This is a genomic window from Ruegeria sp. HKCCD7181 (assembly GCF_057221055.1).
Genome location: NZ_JBWVBC010000012.1, coordinates 43,491 through 59,068 on the forward strand (window position 1 = coordinate 43,491; position 15,578 = coordinate 59,068).

Genomic DNA, 15,578 nt, shown 5'->3' on the forward strand with positions numbered 1-15,578 from the left:
TTTCACCGGTGCCAGTCTGGTAATTTCTGTCAATGCGGCATCTGGAAATGGTGTTTGCCAACAAAGTCAGATTAGCTAATGCGCGAATTCTGGCAACTTGATTTCTGCATAAGTGGAGCAGGTGCAAAGCTTGGCGATCCGTTACTGGCGGCGCCTGTGCCCTTTTTTGCATCGCAGACGGTCGCCGTTGCGTTCGCTTCGATCGTCATTGCGTGGACTGTTGGGACACTTGGGAGAGTAAGGTTCCAAATGCGCCGCGAGCGCATCACTCGCCTGGAATGGGTCAGATGTCATGTAATTCGGTATTCGACCGATGAATTATGCCGCAATACTGAAACCAACGAGTCCTGAGACCAAAGCCCGTCGCTTTGACGGGCCTTTTGCTTGCGGCGGATGGTCAGTCCTTTTTGCCAACGTTCTCTTCGAATGCGACCTTGAAAGCGGCCTGTTTCTCAGGGCTAGCCTCGGTTTGATAATTGGCTTTCCACTCATCCATGGTCATGCCGTAAAAAATCTGACGGGCTTCATCCTTACCCATCTCGATCCCCTTTTCGTTGGCTGCCTCCTGGTACCAGCGCGACAGGCAGTTTCGACAGAAACCAGCAAGGTTCATCATGTCGATGTTCTGCACGTCGGTGCGGTCTTCCATCAGGTGTTTTTGCAAACGGCGGAAGGCTGCGGCCTGAAGTTCGATTTCAGTTTGCTGGTCCATTGTCGGGCTCCGAATGATTGTCTTGCGTTCTGATCCCGACCTAACAACCCATGGGCCCTGTTACAATGAACAGGAGGAGCCCGGAGGCTCCTCGGAACTTTGGATTTGAAGTTATGCCAGCTTTAGGGCCAGCCACGGCATCAGACAGAAAATGATTGTGAGGATCTTGTAATTCGCAAGGTACCTGAAATAGGCCCCTTTAACGTCGGCCCGTTCCATTTGAAACATTCTGCCGTGTACGCCTGCTATCCAGTCCTGCAGGATTACGATCATCAGGGTGGTGAACAGCAAGACAGCGATATTAAGGACCGTCATCCAGCCGAAGACGGTCGTCAGGAACTCCTGAGTCATGGTCGTCTCCTTTCCCTTAATATATGGGTATTGTGGTATTCGCTCACAATAACGTGAGGCTCGGATTCGACCTATGGTGACCCAACGTCACAAGTCACTTTCGATTAGAGCATCCTGCAAAATAATGGCTAAACGTTCTGCCCATTCGCGCTGACCATTGTGGTCTGCGATCAGGTCATTGCGCAGCTCAATCAAAGCATTCGGCCGTCCAAAGCTCGTGCAATGCGTGTCTATCGCGTCACCGGGCAGAACACCGGTATAGGGTTCGTTGACGCCGACGCACAGATCGGCCTCTGCTTCCAGCCGGTTGATTAACGGGCGCGCGAAACGTTCGTCCGGTGTGTGCAGAACCCCGATTTGCCAGGGGCGTGGTTCGCGCCCCCTCAGTTGTCGGGTGAAAGAATGCATCGACACGATCACTGCGTGCGGCAGGGCCGCCAATTGAGCAAGCGCGTCGTGGTATGGTCGGTAACACATCTCGAGGCGGCGTTCGCGTTCAGCGGCGTCTGCATACCTGTTACCGGGGATGATCGATCCGTCATAAAGTTTCATCAACAGGGTCGGGTCGTCCTCACCGCGGTTCGGGTCGATCACCAGCCGCGAGAAATTGGCTGCAATGACCGGCGCGTCCAAGAATTCGCCCAGATGTTTCGAAACTTCATAAGCCCCCACGTCATAAGCAATGTGACGTTCCATATCCTCACGCGGCAGACCCAGGTCACCGCCGTTGATTTCGAGTGGCACGGTGTTGGTGGCGTGATCGCAGGTAATCAACCAGCGCGAGGGGCGGTCCGCGCCGTGAACAAAAAACGGAGTGTATGTCATGAGCCTGTCATCTAGTTTGTCGCAGGTGTAGGACAGTTGCTTCGGAAAGGGAATTGCGCAATAAGCAGCCCAAGCACTGTTTGCGGTAACATCGAGCGTTTGAGGAGAGCAAGACCAATGCGACGCCTGAGAAAAGTGAAAATCGTGGCGACGCTGGGCCCGGCGTCCGAAGACTACGACACCATTCGTGCACTGCACGAGGCCGGAGCGGACGTATTTCGCCTGAACATGAGCCACGGTAGCCATGATGAGATCCGCGATAAGCACCGTATTATCCGGCAAGTGGAAAAGGATCTGGACAGCCCGATCGCAATTCTGGCCGACTTGCAGGGACCGAAGCTGCGCGTAGGCGTATTTGCCAACGGCGCTGAAGAGCTGGTCGAAGGGGCTGCTTTCCGCTTGGATCTGGACGACGCGCCCGGTGACATCAACCGTGTTTGCCTGCCTCATCCTGAAATTTTTCAAGCGCTGGAGCCCGGCGCGCGTTTGCTGGTCAATGATGGCAAGATTCGTCTGATCGTTAAGAAATGCGGGTCAGATTTTGCAGATTGTACAGTTGAAACTGGCGGCACCATTTCGAACCGTAAGGGCGTAAATGTCCCGGATGTGGTTTTGCCGCTGGCCGCATTGTCTGAAAAAGACCGCGACGATTTGGAATTTGTCTGCAAGCTGGGTGTCGACTGGCTGGCGCTGAGTTTTGTTCAGCGTGCCAAGGATGTGTTCGAGGCACGCGCACTGGCGGACGGTCGGGCAGCAATCCTGTCAAAAATCGAAAAGCCTGCGGCTGTTGAAGCATTCGAGGATATTTTGGATGCCTCGGACGGGATCATGGTCGCGCGCGGGGATTTGGGGGTCGAACTGCCGGTGTCCGCAGTTCCGCCGATCCAGAAGCGGCTGGTTCGCCGTTGTCGCGCCGTTGCCAAACCGGTCATTGTGGCCACGCAGATGCTGGAAAGCATGATCGAAAGCCCGATGCCCACACGGGCCGAGGTTTCCGACGTGGCGACGGCGATCTATGAGGGCACAGATGCCATCATGCTCAGCGCGGAATCTGCGGCAGGGTCCTACCCTATCGAGGCAGTTCAGACCATGAACAAGGTTGCGATCGAAGTTGAAGCCGACCCGACATATACCCAGATCATTGTGGCATCGCGATCCGCTCAGGGAACGACCTTGGCCGACGGCATCGTTGCCGCCGCCCGCGAAATCGCCGAAAAGACGGATATCAAGGCAATCTGCTGCTTCACGCAAAGCGGTACAACCGCACTGTTGACGGCTCGCGAAAGGCCCGGTGTGCCGATCATTGCCATGACACCGGCGAAAGGAACCGCCCGTCGCCTGTGTCTGACCTGGGGCTGCCATTGCGTGATGACGCCGGAGCTCGAACGGTTCAAGGGCGCTGTCGTTGCCGCCGCCCGCGCAGCCCGTTCTAACGGGTTCGCGTCTGAGGTCGACCAGATCGTTGTCACTGCCGGGGTACCATTCAATGTGCCGGGAACTACTAATATTTTGCGGATCGCGCCATGCGACGAACGACTGATCTATAACACTGACCCGGGGTGAGCCCAGCGCTATCCCACTGTTTGCGCCGCTGCATTTCGGGTAATTGCTCATTTTTTGGGCGAAAATAGTACAATATTTTCAACACAAAGCCGGGTTCTTGGTTGAGCTCGGTAGATTCTTCTCTATTTTTTGGGGTTTTTCTCGGATACTTGTCCATAGGGGCGGTCTACTCATTAAGTTCCAGGTTCCGGCTGCCCTGCCGGGGGCACGGGCCCCGGTACAATCAAAAAAATATTGGAGGAACGTCATGACAACCAAAATTGTCATTGGACTGGACGGGACAGAAACCGGAGAACGTGCAATCGCCTTTGCCAAAGATCTGGCCGAGCGGATTGGTACGTGCGAATTGCTGGTGGTTTATGTCATCGAATGGTCCCCTTTCACTTTTCAAACGCCTGAAGAAAACGCTTTGCGTCACAAACGGCGCGAAGAAGAAGTCGAACTTGCAACGACGCGGATCGTAACACCTGCTGTAGACGCCCTTAATGGGGCTGGCTTCACGGCGCACGGTATTGTTCGCCATGGCGACGTCGCCGAGACACTGAATGCCATTACAGTCGAGAACGGCGGGACGCAGATCATTGTTGGTCGCGCATCGGCAGACGGGTTCAAAAAGCGCCTCTTTGGCAGCTCGACCCAAAACCTGGTCATGCACGCCGATGTACCAGTCACAGTTGTGAACTGAGGGGAGGGACGAGAATGAATATGTTAAAACATCTAGGTTTGGCCGCGACCGCCGCTCTGATCGCCAGACCCGTTGCTGCGCAAGAGGCGCCAGGTCTGGACGATAAGATCAATCAGGCTTTTGCCGATTTCACAGGACCCTTCGTTAGCTTTATTTTTGCGCCCTTTCCGGGAACGGGATTCCCATGGATCGTGGGGTGGCTGGTTATCGCCGCAACTGTGTTCACGCTTTATTTTGCCTTTGTTCAGCTGCGGTTTTTTAGTCACGCAATCAGCCTTGTAAAAGGCGACTACTCTGATCCGAACGATGCCGGTGAGGTGAGTCACTTTCAGGCTCTGGCTACGGCGCTGTCCGGCACGGTCGGTCTCGGCAACATTGCGGGCGTGGCCGTGGCCGTGGGTATCGGCGGGCCGGGTGCTACCTTCTGGATGATCATCGCGGGCCTGTTGGGTATGGCGTCGAAATTCACTGAATGTACGCTGGGTGTGAAATACCGCAACGAATACGACGACGGCACCGTGTCCGGTGGCCCGATGTATTACATGTCCAAAGGGTTCAACGAACTGGGTTTGCCGGGTGGTAAGATCCTTGCGGTTCTGTTCTCGATCTTCTGTATCCTTGGCGCGTTGGGTGGCGGCAATATGTTTCAGGCCAATCAGGCGCACCAGCAGATTGCAGGGATTACAGGCGACTATCCTGGCTGGATTACCGGTCTGGTCTTTGCCGCCATCGTCTTCATGGTGATTGTTGGCGGCCTGAAATCCATCGCGCGGGTGACCGAGAAGGTCGTGCCGTTCATGGGCATCATGTATGTGCTGGCCGCTTTGGTCATCATCATCATGCACGCGGACCAGATCGGCTGGGCCTTTGGGCAAATCTTTGCAGGGGCTTTCACTGGTCTCGGCGTTGCTGGCGGTATGGTCGGCGCGCTGATCCAGGGCTTCCGTCGTGCGGCGTTCTCGAACGAAGCGGGCGTTGGTTCCGCAGCCATCGCGCACTCTGCTGTGCGGACCAAGGAACCGATCACCGAAGGCTTTGTGTCGCTGCTTGAACCGTTCATCGATACGGTCGTGATCTGTACCATGACCGCGCTGGTGATCATCATCACCCAGCAGCTGATCGTCGATCCGGAAACCGGCAACTACATGCTGAATGAAGCAGGCAATGCCATCGCAACCGTTGACGGCAATTCCGGCGTCAGCCTGACCTCTGCCGCCTTTGGCAGCGCCTTCAGCTGGTTCCCCTATGTGCTGGCCATCGCAGTGGTTCTGTTCGCCTTCTCGACAATGATCAGCTGGTCCTACTATGGTCTCAAGGCCTGGACCTACCTGTTCGGCGAAGGTCACACCAAGGAACTGGTGTTCAAGATCATCTTCTGCATCTTCGTGGTTATCGGTGCTGCGGCCAACCTTGGTCCGGTCATCGACTTCTCGGATGCGGCGATCTTTGCGATGGCGGTTGTGAACGTCTTTGCGCTCTACTTCCTGATGAAAGTAGTACGCCAGGAACTTGCATCCTACGCCGCACGGCTGAAAAGCGGTGAAATCCGCAAATTCGGCCACTAACCCAAACCACCGGGGCGGTGCTGTCGCCCCGGTGCCTGATCAGCCTGCGAAAAGCGCAGATTCTGGTCGAAACCCCCTTGCCAGTATGACTGAACTTGCGTAAACGGCGCTTCTGACCGCGTGACCGGCCAATGTGGCATGCCGAGTCGCGTTTAGTACCGAACCCCGAAAGGAGACGGAAATGCCTAAGATGAAGACAAAGTCGAGCGCCAAAAAGCGCTTTAAGGTGACTGCGACCGGTAAGGTCCTTGCTGGCCAAGCCGGCAAGCGTCACGGCATGATCAAGCGGACCAAGAAATTCATCCGCGATGCCCGTGGCAACACCACCCTGTCCGCCCCCGACGCCAAGATCGTCAAGGGCTACATGCCCTACGACCGCTAAGAGGAGATTTAGAGATGTCCCGCGTTAAAGGTGGAACCGTAACTCACGCCCGTCACAAGAAGGTCATCAAGGCCGCCAAAGGTTACTATGGCCGCCGCAAGAGCACCTTCAAGGTTGCCCGTCAGGCCGTCGATAAGGCCAATCAGTACGCAACCCGCGACCGTAAGAACCGCAAGCGCAACTTCCGCGCGCTGTGGATCCAGCGCATCAACGCTGCTGTGCGTTCGCATGACGAAGCACTGACATATTCCCGCTTCATCAACGGCCTGAACCTGGCCGGTATCGAGGTGGACCGCAAAGTTCTGGCCGATCTGGCTGTGCACGAACCGGAAGCGTTCGGCGCGATCGTCGCCCAGGCACAGGCTGCTCTGACCGCCTGATCCTCTGAAAAGAGACAGTGAAAGAAGGGCCGTCCCGTTGGGACGGCCTTTTTTTGTTTTCTGGGTAGAGAATGTCTGTTGAGAGCCCATTTTGACCGATGCTGCGATCTGTTCGAGGGTCCGTTTTTTTGTTGGCGGCCCGCAAATTCCGACCCGCCAATCCTCACTGGTTATTAGAACTTACCGTTCCCGTGCACCATTTCAGCAGGGGTGGGCGAAACAACGTCCCAATGTTCAACAATCTTTCCATCTTCGACGCGCCAAAGGTCAAAGAAAGCCCAGGGTTTTTCGCTGACTGTCGCATCTGAGGCGACAAAGACAAAGTTGCCTTCTGCCACTACGATCTGTGGCTCGAATTTGGTTATGACGTTGCCCTGTTCGGCCCAGGCCTTCGTGCCCTCCATCAAGCCATCAATTCCATCGGCAAGCATTGGATTGTGCTGCATGTAGACTTCAGAATACTCGGGGGCTTTCTCTGGTGCGGCACCGCCCAAGACGTCGCGCACAAATCCAAGAACCAACGCCTTGTTCTCCTCGGTTTTGTCGAGATCCGTGATCTCTGTCGCGCCATCTGTCATCCCCCGACCAGACAACGTCGTTTCAGGAACGGGCTGTAAATTGTCCCAATGCTCTGCAACTTTGCCCTCCTCAACCCGGAATATGTCGAATGCGGCAAGGGTCGGTGCGCCAAAGGCGTCAGCGTTGTTAAAAGTGCTGTGCAGTACCACCAAATCGCCTTCGGTAATAACCCTATGCGTGGTTGCGGTCATTCCGGATTGTTCGACCAAAGGTATCAAGCCAACCAAACCCTCAGCTCCGGTCGGGACCTGTGGGTTGTGCTGGATGTAATCCGATGTAACGAGTTGCCGCACAGCTTCCGGGTCGTGATCGGCAAAGGCAGCGGTAAAGAGTGCGATTACAAGTTCTTTAGGAGACATGGCTTTATCCTCTGATTCGTATCCTTCCGATACGTGGTAGCAAAATCATACCACATTGCAATTACGTACTTTAAACTGACTTGGTATGCTCAACGCTACTGCCATATAGATCAGGGTGTTGTGCAAAAGCCGATGCAGGGCTATGGTGCCCCTTAGTTTCGAAACAATACCAGAGACTGATATGCTACCTATTGGTGTTGCCAACAAAGCAGAAGCTTCCAACTGCTCCATCCGCTCCGTGTTATCTAATGTGACCGGCAAATGGCGGATGATTATTATCCTCGCGCTGGAGGATGAGCCAAAACGCTTTGGCGACCTCAAGCGCTGCATCGGAGACGTTACGCAAAGTGTGCTTACCGAGAACCTGCGTGGATTGCAGCGTGACGGTTACTTAACCCGCACCGTCGATCCCGGGCCTCCGGTGGCTGTATCCTATGAATTGACGCCTTTGGGCCGCAGCTTACTCGAGATGCTAAAGCCACTCGTCTTCTGGTCGCACGAACAGATGGATGAGGTCAGGCAATTTCGCATGCAATTCGACCGTGCGCAGGCGAGCTGACCTCAAAGCGGACTAAGACCGAGAAATTCGAATGGCGGCTTTGCCGCCATAGCGGTCATTCATAACAAACCGGCGCTACGGGCGCCGGTTCAGTATTTTTAGTGTCTGACCGGGTTTACCCGAACACACGTCCCAGCGCGCCGTCAACGGCGTCGGTGATCTGGTCGATATCATCCGCCGTCGCGATCAGCGCGGGCGAGAAGCAGAGGGTGTTGTTGCGGCTGGGGATCGAGCGGTTGGTGACGCCGATGATCACGCCTTGCGCCATGCAGTCGGCCACGACCGCCTGCGCCAACTTTTCATCCACCGGTTCCTTGGTCGAACGGTCAGCGACCAGTTCGGCTCCTAGGAAAAGACCCTTGCCGCGGACGTCGCCGATGACTTTGTGCTTCTCCATTAGCGCCTGCAGGTTCGCAGTCATACGGTTCCCCATGTCGACGCAATTCCCCAGCAGGTTCTCGTCTTCGATGATGCGCATGTTCTCGACCGCCGCAGCTGGACCAGCGGTGCACCCGCCAAAGGTCGAGATGTCGCGGAAATAGTTGAGCGGATCGTCGGCGTCATCCTTGAACATGTTGAACACTTCTTCGGTGGTCACCATGCAGGCGATGGCCGCATAGCCCGAGGCCACGCCCTTGGCCATGGTCACGAAGTCCGGCTTGATGCCGTATTGCTGGTATCCGAACCAGGTACCGGTACGGCCAACACCGCAAACGACCTCGTCAATATGCAGAAGGATGTCGTATTTCTTGCAGATCTCCTGCACACGCTGCCAATACCCTTCGGGCGCCTCGATCACACCGCCACCAGCGGTGACCGGCTCGAGGCACAGCGCGCCGACGGTATCGGGACCTTCGCGCAGGATCACCTCTTCGATCTGGTTTGCCGCCCACTCGCCAAAGTTCTCTTCAGGTGCGCCGTTCAGTTCGTGCTTGCGGTATTCCATGCAATGCGGGACGCGCACGAAGTCGGGTGCGAAGGGGCCGTATTGCATGTTGCGCTCGTCCTGACCACCTGCCGACATCGCCGCAAGAGTCGAGCCGTGATAGTCGCGGTCGCGATACAGGATCTTGGTCTTCTTGCCGCCATAGCGCTTATGCGCGATCTGGCGAACCAGCTTGAAGGCTTTCTCATTCGCTTCGGAACCGGAGTTGGTGTAGTAGACGCGGCTCATGCCCGGCATCTTGCTGATCAGTTTCTCGGCAAAGATCGAACCCGGGATCGAGCCCGCGGAGTTGGCGAAATAGCACAGCTTCATCAGCTGGTCGTAAACGGCTTTGCAGATGGATTCGCGGCCATAGCCTACGTTCACTGTCCATACGCCACCAGAGACCGCATCCAGATGCTCTTTGCCTTTTTGGTCCCAGACGCGCATTCCTTTGCCTTCGACAATGATGCGTGGATCGTTGGTTTCGAAAGGCTTGTGCTGGATCAGGTGATGCCAGATGTGGGCGCGGTCGGCCTCGACTACGCGGGAAAGATCGTTTTCGTTGAACGTGCCGTCCATGACATGTCCTTTCAAAGTAAGGCGCTCGGGAATCAATATGCCCCAGCGGGCGCGCTGTGACGTGATGACGTAGATCAGCTTGAATATAGCGCGGGAAGTAGGGCCAGATTAACTCTTAGAATAACGCCAGTGAAACACTTTTGCGTATTTTTACGGGTTTGTTTTAGTGCACGCATTGTGCTCAATACCCGAACCTGTCGCGATTGGGAGGAGCACCGGATGACAGACGAGCCCATTTATCAGCAGCATCTGGACAAGACCCCTGCTAATTTCACGCCCCTTTCCCCGCTCAGTTACATCGAGCGGACGGCGGCGGTTTATCCGGACTACCCATCCGTTATCTATGAGAACCGAAAGTACACCTGGTCCGAAACCTATGATCGGTGCCGCCGGCTGGCAGGTGCGTTGTCGGCGCAAGGCGTTGGCGTTGGTGACACCGTGTCAATCATCGCGGCCAATATTCCGGAACTGTACGAGGCGCATTTTGGGGTGCCCATGACCGGGGCCGTTTTGAACGCGATCAACACAAGGCTTGATGCGCCCATCATCGCCTTCATCCTCAACCATGCGGAGGCCAAGGTATTGCTAGTCGATCCTGAGTTTTCGGGCGTTGTGAAGCAAGCTCTGACGCAGGTGGACCATGATCTGCTGGTCATCGATATCGAAGACCCCAGTTTCCAAGGGGGTGAACGGCTCGGTGATCTGAACTACGACGCGTTGCTGGCCGAGGGTGATCCTGAATTCGACTGGTCGCTGCCTGCGGATGAATGGGACGCCATTACGCTAAACTACACGTCGGGGACCACCGGTAATCCCAAGGGTGTTGTCTATCACCATCGGGGAGCTGCGCTGAATGCGACCTCAAACATTCTAACATGGGGCATGCCGCAGCACTCGGTTTACCTGTGGACTTTGCCGATGTTTCACTGCAATGGCTGGTGTTTCCCGTGGACCATGGCTGCCAATGCAGGCACGTCCGTATGTCTGCGCGCTGTCCGGGATGAACCGATCTACCACGCGTTCCGCAATGAAGGTGTTACCCATTTCTGCGGCGCGCCCATCGTGCTGAACATGCTGGCAAACGCACCAGACCACCTCAAGGATTTCAGCCAACAGATCAAGGTGATGACTGCAGGCGCGCCGCCCCCGGCCAAAGTGATTGAAGCAATGGAGGGGATGGGTGTCGAGGTGACCCATGTCTACGGTCTGACTGAAACCTACGGGCCATCCGTGGTCTGCGCCTGGAAGGATGAATGGAACGAAAAGGAAGGCACAGAGCGGGCGGCGCTGAAAGTGCGCCAAGGGGTCAAATACGTTGCTTTGTCCGGCCTGATGGTGGCCGATCCCGACACGTTGGAGCCTGTACCAGCTGACGGAGAAACCATGGGTGAGATCTTCATGCAGGGCAATATCGTGATGAAGGGCTATCTGAAGAATCCTGATGCTACGGACAAAGCGTTCAAAGGTGGTTGGTTCGCTTCAGGCGATCTTGGGGTGATGCACCCGGATGGCTATATCGCTCTGAAAGACAGGTCTAAGGACATCATAATTTCTGGCGGCGAAAATATCTCGTCGGTCGAGGTCGAGGACATCCTGTACAAGCACCCGGCCGTGATGGAGGCCGCGGTGGTGGCACGGCCTGACGAGAAATGGGGAGAAACGCCCTGCGCCTTTGTGGAACTGAAGCCGGGTGTCGCGGCGACTGAGGCTGAGGTGATCGCCTTTTGTCGCGATAACATGGCCCATTTCAAGGCACCCAAAACGGTAGTCTTCGGTTCGCTGCCCAAAACCTCGACCGGTAAAATTCAGAAATTCGTTCTGCGCGATCAGGCCCGGGAACTGGGCTAGCCGAAGATCGACAGGTCCAGGTCCAGAGTCTCGCCCATCCAGATGGCGCGATCCCTGTGATCAAGCAGATGGTCGCCGGTTTCCGGGTGGGTGAAGATCGTCAGGCCCTGTCGGTTAAGCATCAGCCAAGGGATGATGCGTTCAAACACTTCGGGTGCAAAACCCAGCTGGCAGCTCCAACGCGGATGGGGACCAACGGCGCGGGTATGCATTCGACCTAACCTTACGGGAAACAGGCGTGCGGCTTCTTCACAAACCTCTCGGGCTGTATCCTGGGTTTCGGTGTCGAAATAGATATGTGCGTGATAGCCGATGATCTCGGGCATCGTATTCCCCTACATCTGTTTGGATCTATCTAATACGATGTAGGCAACCATGAAATCTGCGCGGTCACACAGCAAATGTGCGCCGGGATTAACCGTTATCCCGGCGCACAATTGGAGTCGTCCTTAGCTCAATCTTTGTTGAGTTCTTTGGCGTGCAACCAGTCCGCATGTTGCGGAGCTTTTTTGGTGCGCGACCACTCTTCGAGCATCTCCCACTTCACGCTGTCCAGTCGGGCCAGCATGGCTTCTTCCTCGGGGTCCGGGCAGGCCAGTTCGACCCGGTGGCCGTTTGGATCGAAGAAATAGATCGAGTGAAAGATCGAGTGGTCCGTAACGCCGAGCACCTCGACCCCATTAGCTTCAAGATGGTCCTTGAACGCGATCAATTCATCGCGGTCTTTCACCTTGAACGCGATGTGCTGGACCCAAACCGGTGTGTTCGGGTCGCGGCCCATTTCGGGTTTGGTCGGAAGCTCGAAAAAGGCCAGCACGTTTCCGTTTCCAGCATCGAGAAACAGATGCATGTAGGGATCAGGTTCGTGGGTTGAAGGCACTTTGTCTTCGGCAATCGCCAGGATGAAATCCATGTTCAGCATCTTGCCGTACCATTCCACGGTCTCTTTCGCATCTTTGCAACGATAGGCGACGTGGTGAATCTGTTCGATTTTCATGGGTTGTCACTCCTGCTTTAGCGCGGCCGCATCCAGCGCTTGTGTCAGTACGTCGGTGTCGCCGATGTGGTTTGCCAGAACCAGCACCAGTCTGGCGTTCAAAGCATCGCTGTCGGATTTCTCCAGACCTTCATGCGCAGTCAGCAGATTGGCGTAGAAGTCATCTGCCCTGTCGATGTTCGGTGAAAGGATCAGGTCGGCCATGGCGTTTACTCCTTACCTGTGGCGCGGAGAACCGCGTGCCGCATTGCATTTTCTTCAAAGCTGTCGCGCCGTGCCGCCACATGCTGATCAGGGCGGATCAGGTAAACAGCGCTGGTCGCGTCGCCCAGATAGCGGCGTTTGAGCTCCATCGTCGGGTCGTCCTTGACCGACAGGGCCAACCGTTTGACCGTTACACCGTCTACCTCGATCTGATCAGGCGCATCGGCGTCTATGGTCAGAAGGATGAACTCCCCACCCAGTTTCGACAGCAGGAACTCATCGCCCAAAGGCGCGTCAGGGCAGGGCGACCCTGGCCGCGTGCGGGCCGGGCCGTTCAGCGCGTCAGCCGAGTTCAGTGGTGACCCGTCATGGGTGCAAGGCACGCTCAAGCGGCCGGAATTGACCAGCGGGCGCGCGAATTCATAGCGTTCGCTGAGATCCAGCACCGCATCGCGCATGATCCGTGACATCGGCGATTTTGGTGTGATGAAATCGGTAGACCGGCTGGAGTTCAGAATGTTTTCGTCTGCGCCCTGAACCCGTTCGGCATCATAACTGTCCAGCAATGACTCTGGTGCGGTGCCGTCCATGACCATTTTCAACTTCCAGCACAGGTTGTCGGTATCTTGCAGACCCGAATTGGCCCCCCGTGCGCCGAAGGGACTGACCTGGTGGGCACTGTCGCCCGCAAAGATCACACGTCCGTGGCGGAACTGCTCCATCCGGCGGCACTGGAACGTGTAGATGCTGACCCATTCCAGTTCGAACTGAACGTCTTCGCCCAGCATCGCCTTAAGGCGCGGTATCACGTTTTCGGGGCGCTTTTCGCGTTCCTTGTCGATGTCCCAGCCCAGTTGCAGATCGATACGCCAAACGTTGTCGGGCTGCTTGTGCAACAGCGCCGATTGTCCCTTGTTGAACGGCGGGTCGAACCAAAACCAGCGTTCCGTCGGGAAATCGGCGTCCATGATGACGTCGGCGATCAGGAAGTTGTCTTCAAACACCCGGCCCACGAAATCCTTGCCCAACATGGCCCGCATGGGCGACCCGGCGCCGTCGCAGGCAATAACCCAGTCGGCTTCGATGGTGTAGGAACCTTCGGGTGTGTCCACCTCAAGCTTGACATGGTCAGGATGGGTGCCGACGGCTTCGACTTTGTTGCGGCCACGGATTTCGATGGGCGCGCCCTCATTCTGCAGTTCGCGGACCCGCTCGACCAGAAACTGTTCAAAATAGTATTGCTGCAAATTGATGAAGGCGGGGCGCTGGTGGCCGTCCTCAGGCAGCAGGTTGAAGTCATAAACCTTCCGGTCGTCGAAAAAGACTTTACCGAGGTTCCAGACGACGCCCTTATCCACCATGGGCTGGCCACATCCCAGACGGTCGAGGATTTCCAACGGCCGTTTGGCGAAGCAGATGGCGCGGCTTCCGAAACTGACCTTATCGTTTTCGTCCAGCACCAGAACCTCGACCCCTTGTTGGGCCAAATCAATGGCAGCGGCCAAGCCTACAGGGCCTGCGCCAACCACGATAACCTTGTGGCGCACCGGCGCAGAGGTCGCTTGGTCCGGGCTTGGCTCGTAGGCATATATTGGTGTTTCAAATATTTTGTTCACAGTCTCTCTCCCAGGTTCTGCGCGCAGGTCGCACCTCGTCTGTGCTCTGGCGCGACAGCGCCAGAGGGTCAGCATTATCCTCTCATCGTTTGTTCCGGGCCGACACGATCTGGATCAAATTCGGCCCGGGTATTCAGCCCTGAAGGGCTTCCCACATTTCCAGATCGCGCTGGGCGGTCCAGATGCGCGGTGTATCGATGCCGCGCGCCTCGTCATAAGCGCGTGCGACATTGAATGGCAGGCAGTGTTCGTAGATCGCGTAGTCGGCGAATTTCGGATCGCATTCGGCACGCACAGCGTCCCAGGCCTCTTTCAGAGAACCACCGCGCGCGGCAACTTTAGCAACCGGGCGATAGGTGCTTTCGACAAAGTCACGAGTGTTTTCGATGGCGGCGTTGACCATGTCCTTGCCGACCAGCGCGTCGCCCCGACCAGGCGCAATAGCGTCGACGTCGAACCACTTGATCTCGTCCAGCGTATCGCCCCAGTCGCCGAAATGACCATCGCCGCAGTAACAGGCCGAGTGGTATTCGACGATGTCACCGGTGAACATCACGTTTTGATCGGGGACGTGGATAACGATGTCACCGGCTGTGTGAGCACGGCCCAGATGCATCAGATCGATGCGGCGGTTGCCCAGATAGACGGTCATCGTGTCGCTGAAGGTAGTGGTGGGCCAGGTCAGGCCAGGAATGCTCTCATGCCCTTCGAACAGGCGGGGGAAACGCTGGAATTCACTGTCCCAATCTTCCTGTCCACGCTCCACGACCATGGCGCGCGCCATATCCGACATCAGGATCTGCTGTGCGCCAAAGGCGCTGGCACCCAAAACACGCACGGCGTGGTAGTGCGTGAGTGCCACATGAGTGATCGGCTTGTCGGTGACCGATCGGACGCATTCGATCACCTTGTTGGCCAGACGTGGGGTCGCCTGAGCTTCGACGATCATTACGCTGTCATCACCGATGATAACGCCGGAATTAGGATCACCTTCGGCGGTGAAGGCATAGAGACCTTCTCCTACCTCTGTGAAAGAGATTTTCTTTTCTGACATGTCCCCTTGGGATGCGAATGCTTTGGCCATCTATTCAGTCCTTTTGCAGAAATTCGAGCCGGTTGCCGAAAGGGTCTTGGGCAAAGAAACGGCGGCGATCTTTTAGTGTCGTGTCCCAGCCTACAGTTTGGCCGGTGGCTTTGATCTGGGCGGCAACGGTGTCGATGTCGTCCACGACGAACCCGGGATGCGCTTTGCGCGCGGGTCTGAAATCGGTTTCCACACCCAAGTGCAACTCGGCCTGACCCAATGACAGCCACAACCCGCCACGTGCCCGCAAGGGCTCGGGCTTTGGCAGTTCCTTCAGGTCCAGTGCGGCGCACCAGAAGGCGCGAGCAGCGGGCTCGCCTCCTTCCGGGATCGCAATCTGGATGTGGTCCAGCTCAAACATG

The 15,578-nt window shown here is 56.4% G+C and carries 18 protein-coding genes; 7 read left to right on the top strand and 11 right to left on the bottom strand.

Features of this window, described 5'->3' with window-relative positions; genetic code table 11:
* Positions 1 to 397: 397 nt before the first annotated feature.
* The 3 genes from AC2TCY_RS19600 to AC2TCY_RS19610 form a co-directional block, all read right to left on the bottom strand.
* Positions 398 to 712 carry a DUF1244 domain-containing protein gene (locus tag AC2TCY_RS19600; RefSeq protein ID WP_480850001.1) on the bottom strand — a complete coding sequence of 105 codons (315 nt, stop codon included), beginning with the start codon at positions 710 to 712 and terminating at the stop codon, positions 398 to 400.
* Between the two features lie 111 nt (positions 713 to 823).
* Complete coding sequence (locus AC2TCY_RS19605; protein ID WP_480850003.1) at positions 824 to 1,063, bottom strand: DUF6868 family protein; 240 nt, start codon at positions 1,061 to 1,063, stop codon at positions 824 to 826.
* Between the two features lie 87 nt (positions 1,064 to 1,150).
* Complete coding sequence (locus AC2TCY_RS19610; RefSeq protein ID WP_480850005.1) at positions 1,151 to 1,888, bottom strand: N-formylglutamate amidohydrolase; 738 nt, start codon at positions 1,886 to 1,888, stop codon at positions 1,151 to 1,153.
* Positions 1,889 to 2,005: 117 nt separating this feature from the next.
* On the opposite strand from AC2TCY_RS19610, the gene pyk reads away from it, so the two are divergent.
* From pyk to rplT, 5 genes are all read left to right on the top strand, one after another.
* Complete coding sequence (gene pyk, locus AC2TCY_RS19615; RefSeq protein WP_480850007.1) at positions 2,006 to 3,451, top strand: pyruvate kinase; 1,446 nt, start codon at positions 2,006 to 2,008, stop codon at positions 3,449 to 3,451.
* Between the two features lie 247 nt (positions 3,452 to 3,698).
* Complete coding sequence (locus AC2TCY_RS19620) at positions 3,699 to 4,136, top strand: universal stress protein (RefSeq protein WP_480850009.1); 438 nt, start codon at positions 3,699 to 3,701, stop codon at positions 4,134 to 4,136.
* A gap of 14 nt (positions 4,137 to 4,150) precedes the next feature.
* Positions 4,151 to 5,701, top strand: coding sequence for an alanine/glycine:cation symporter family protein (locus AC2TCY_RS19625; RefSeq protein WP_480850010.1), 1,551 nt, complete (start codon positions 4,151 to 4,153; stop codon positions 5,699 to 5,701).
* A 181-nt stretch (positions 5,702 to 5,882) separates the two neighbouring features.
* A complete protein-coding gene (gene rpmI / locus AC2TCY_RS19630) occupies positions 5,883 to 6,083 on the top strand; it encodes a 50S ribosomal protein L35 (RefSeq protein WP_010443552.1) in 201 nt (66 codons plus the stop codon).
* A gap of 14 nt (positions 6,084 to 6,097) precedes the next feature.
* On the top strand, positions 6,098 to 6,463 hold the full coding sequence (rplT, locus tag AC2TCY_RS19635; protein WP_142637903.1) for a 50S ribosomal protein L20: 366 nt from the start codon (positions 6,098 to 6,100) through the stop codon (positions 6,461 to 6,463).
* A 173-nt stretch (positions 6,464 to 6,636) separates the two neighbouring features.
* On the opposite strand, the gene AC2TCY_RS19640 is transcribed toward rplT, so the two are convergent.
* Positions 6,637 to 7,401 (bottom strand): nuclear transport factor 2 family protein, encoded by a 765-nt coding sequence (locus tag AC2TCY_RS19640; RefSeq protein ID WP_480850012.1) that lies wholly within the window; start codon positions 7,399 to 7,401, stop codon positions 6,637 to 6,639.
* 181 nt (positions 7,402 to 7,582) lie between these two features.
* Between AC2TCY_RS19640 and AC2TCY_RS19645 the strand changes: the two genes are divergently transcribed.
* Positions 7,583 to 7,960: a winged helix-turn-helix transcriptional regulator gene (locus AC2TCY_RS19645; protein ID WP_480850014.1), complete on the top strand. Its 378-nt coding sequence runs from the start codon at positions 7,583 to 7,585 to the stop codon at positions 7,958 to 7,960.
* A gap of 115 nt (positions 7,961 to 8,075) precedes the next feature.
* Here AC2TCY_RS19645 and AC2TCY_RS19650 read toward each other — a convergent pair whose 3' ends face one another.
* Positions 8,076 to 9,467: an aminotransferase family protein gene (locus tag AC2TCY_RS19650; protein WP_480850016.1), complete on the bottom strand. Its 1,392-nt coding sequence runs from the start codon at positions 9,465 to 9,467 to the stop codon at positions 8,076 to 8,078.
* Positions 9,468 to 9,686: 219 nt separating this feature from the next.
* On the opposite strand from AC2TCY_RS19650, the gene AC2TCY_RS19655 reads away from it, so the two are divergent.
* Positions 9,687 to 11,315: an acyl-CoA synthetase gene (locus AC2TCY_RS19655; protein WP_480850018.1), complete on the top strand. Its 1,629-nt coding sequence runs from the start codon at positions 9,687 to 9,689 to the stop codon at positions 11,313 to 11,315.
* Here the strand turns inward: AC2TCY_RS19655 and AC2TCY_RS19660 are convergent.
* The 6 genes from AC2TCY_RS19660 to AC2TCY_RS19685 all read right to left on the bottom strand — a co-directional run bounded on the left by AC2TCY_RS19660 (position 11,312) and on the right by AC2TCY_RS19685 (position 15,577).
* Positions 11,312 to 11,641 carry a DOPA 4,5-dioxygenase family protein gene (locus tag AC2TCY_RS19660; RefSeq protein ID WP_480850020.1) on the bottom strand — a complete coding sequence of 110 codons (330 nt, stop codon included), beginning with the start codon at positions 11,639 to 11,641 and terminating at the stop codon, positions 11,312 to 11,314. The genes AC2TCY_RS19655 and AC2TCY_RS19660 overlap by 4 nt on opposite strands.
* Positions 11,642 to 11,769: 128 nt before the next feature.
* Positions 11,770 to 12,312 (bottom strand): VOC family protein, encoded by a 543-nt coding sequence (locus AC2TCY_RS19665; RefSeq protein WP_480850022.1) that lies wholly within the window; start codon positions 12,310 to 12,312, stop codon positions 11,770 to 11,772.
* 6 nt (positions 12,313 to 12,318) lie between these two features.
* Complete coding sequence (locus AC2TCY_RS19670; RefSeq protein WP_480850023.1) at positions 12,319 to 12,516, bottom strand: DUF2783 domain-containing protein; 198 nt, start codon at positions 12,514 to 12,516, stop codon at positions 12,319 to 12,321.
* Between the two features lie 5 nt (positions 12,517 to 12,521).
* The gene (locus tag AC2TCY_RS19675) at positions 12,522 to 14,132 is read right to left on the bottom strand and encodes an FAD-dependent oxidoreductase (RefSeq protein WP_480850025.1); all 1,611 of its coding nucleotides are present in this window, start codon (positions 14,130 to 14,132) and stop codon (positions 12,522 to 12,524) included.
* A 133-nt stretch (positions 14,133 to 14,265) separates the two neighbouring features.
* On the bottom strand, positions 14,266 to 15,216 hold the full coding sequence (locus AC2TCY_RS19680) for an MBL fold metallo-hydrolase (RefSeq protein WP_480850027.1): 951 nt from the start codon (positions 15,214 to 15,216) through the stop codon (positions 14,266 to 14,268).
* Between the two features lie 4 nt (positions 15,217 to 15,220).
* Entirely contained in the window at positions 15,221 to 15,577 is a 357-nt protein-coding gene (locus tag AC2TCY_RS19685; RefSeq protein ID WP_480850029.1) for a VOC family protein, read from the bottom strand.
* Between the last annotated feature and the right edge of the window lies 1 nt (position 15,578).

What these genes read in the sequence shown, in the direction of transcription:
- AC2TCY_RS19600 (WP_480850001.1), bottom strand. Translation starts at nt 712, where the DNA reads ATGGACCAGCAAACTGAAATCGAACTTCAGGCCGCAGCCTTCCGCCGT.
- AC2TCY_RS19605 (WP_480850003.1), bottom strand. Translation starts at nt 1,063, where the DNA reads ATGACTCAGGAGTTCCTGACGACCGTCTTCGGCTGGATGACGGTCCTT.
- AC2TCY_RS19610 (WP_480850005.1), bottom strand. Translation starts at nt 1,888, where the DNA reads ATGACATACACTCCGTTTTTTGTTCACGGCGCGGACCGCCCCTCGCGC.
- pyk (WP_480850007.1), top strand. Translation starts at nt 2,006, where the DNA reads ATGCGACGCCTGAGAAAAGTGAAAATCGTGGCGACGCTGGGCCCGGCG.
- AC2TCY_RS19620 (WP_480850009.1), top strand. Translation starts at nt 3,699, where the DNA reads ATGACAACCAAAATTGTCATTGGACTGGACGGGACAGAAACCGGAGAA.
- AC2TCY_RS19625 (WP_480850010.1), top strand. Translation starts at nt 4,151, where the DNA reads ATGAATATGTTAAAACATCTAGGTTTGGCCGCGACCGCCGCTCTGATC.
- rpmI (WP_010443552.1), top strand. Translation starts at nt 5,883, where the DNA reads ATGCCTAAGATGAAGACAAAGTCGAGCGCCAAAAAGCGCTTTAAGGTG.
- rplT (WP_142637903.1), top strand. Translation starts at nt 6,098, where the DNA reads ATGTCCCGCGTTAAAGGTGGAACCGTAACTCACGCCCGTCACAAGAAG.
- AC2TCY_RS19640 (WP_480850012.1), bottom strand. Translation starts at nt 7,401, where the DNA reads ATGTCTCCTAAAGAACTTGTAATCGCACTCTTTACCGCTGCCTTTGCC.
- AC2TCY_RS19645 (WP_480850014.1), top strand. Translation starts at nt 7,583, where the DNA reads ATGCTACCTATTGGTGTTGCCAACAAAGCAGAAGCTTCCAACTGCTCC.
- AC2TCY_RS19650 (WP_480850016.1), bottom strand. Translation starts at nt 9,467, where the DNA reads ATGGACGGCACGTTCAACGAAAACGATCTTTCCCGCGTAGTCGAGGCC.
- AC2TCY_RS19655 (WP_480850018.1), top strand. Translation starts at nt 9,687, where the DNA reads ATGACAGACGAGCCCATTTATCAGCAGCATCTGGACAAGACCCCTGCT.
- AC2TCY_RS19660 (WP_480850020.1), bottom strand. Translation starts at nt 11,641, where the DNA reads ATGCCCGAGATCATCGGCTATCACGCACATATCTATTTCGACACCGAA.
- AC2TCY_RS19665 (WP_480850022.1), bottom strand. Translation starts at nt 12,312, where the DNA reads ATGAAAATCGAACAGATTCACCACGTCGCCTATCGTTGCAAAGATGCG.
- AC2TCY_RS19670 (WP_480850023.1), bottom strand. Translation starts at nt 12,516, where the DNA reads ATGGCCGACCTGATCCTTTCACCGAACATCGACAGGGCAGATGACTTC.
- AC2TCY_RS19680 (WP_480850027.1), bottom strand. Translation starts at nt 15,216, where the DNA reads ATGGCCAAAGCATTCGCATCCCAAGGGGACATGTCAGAAAAGAAAATC.
- AC2TCY_RS19685 (WP_480850029.1), bottom strand. Translation starts at nt 15,577, where the DNA reads ATGTTTGAGCTGGACCACATCCAGATTGCGATCCCGGAAGGAGGCGAG.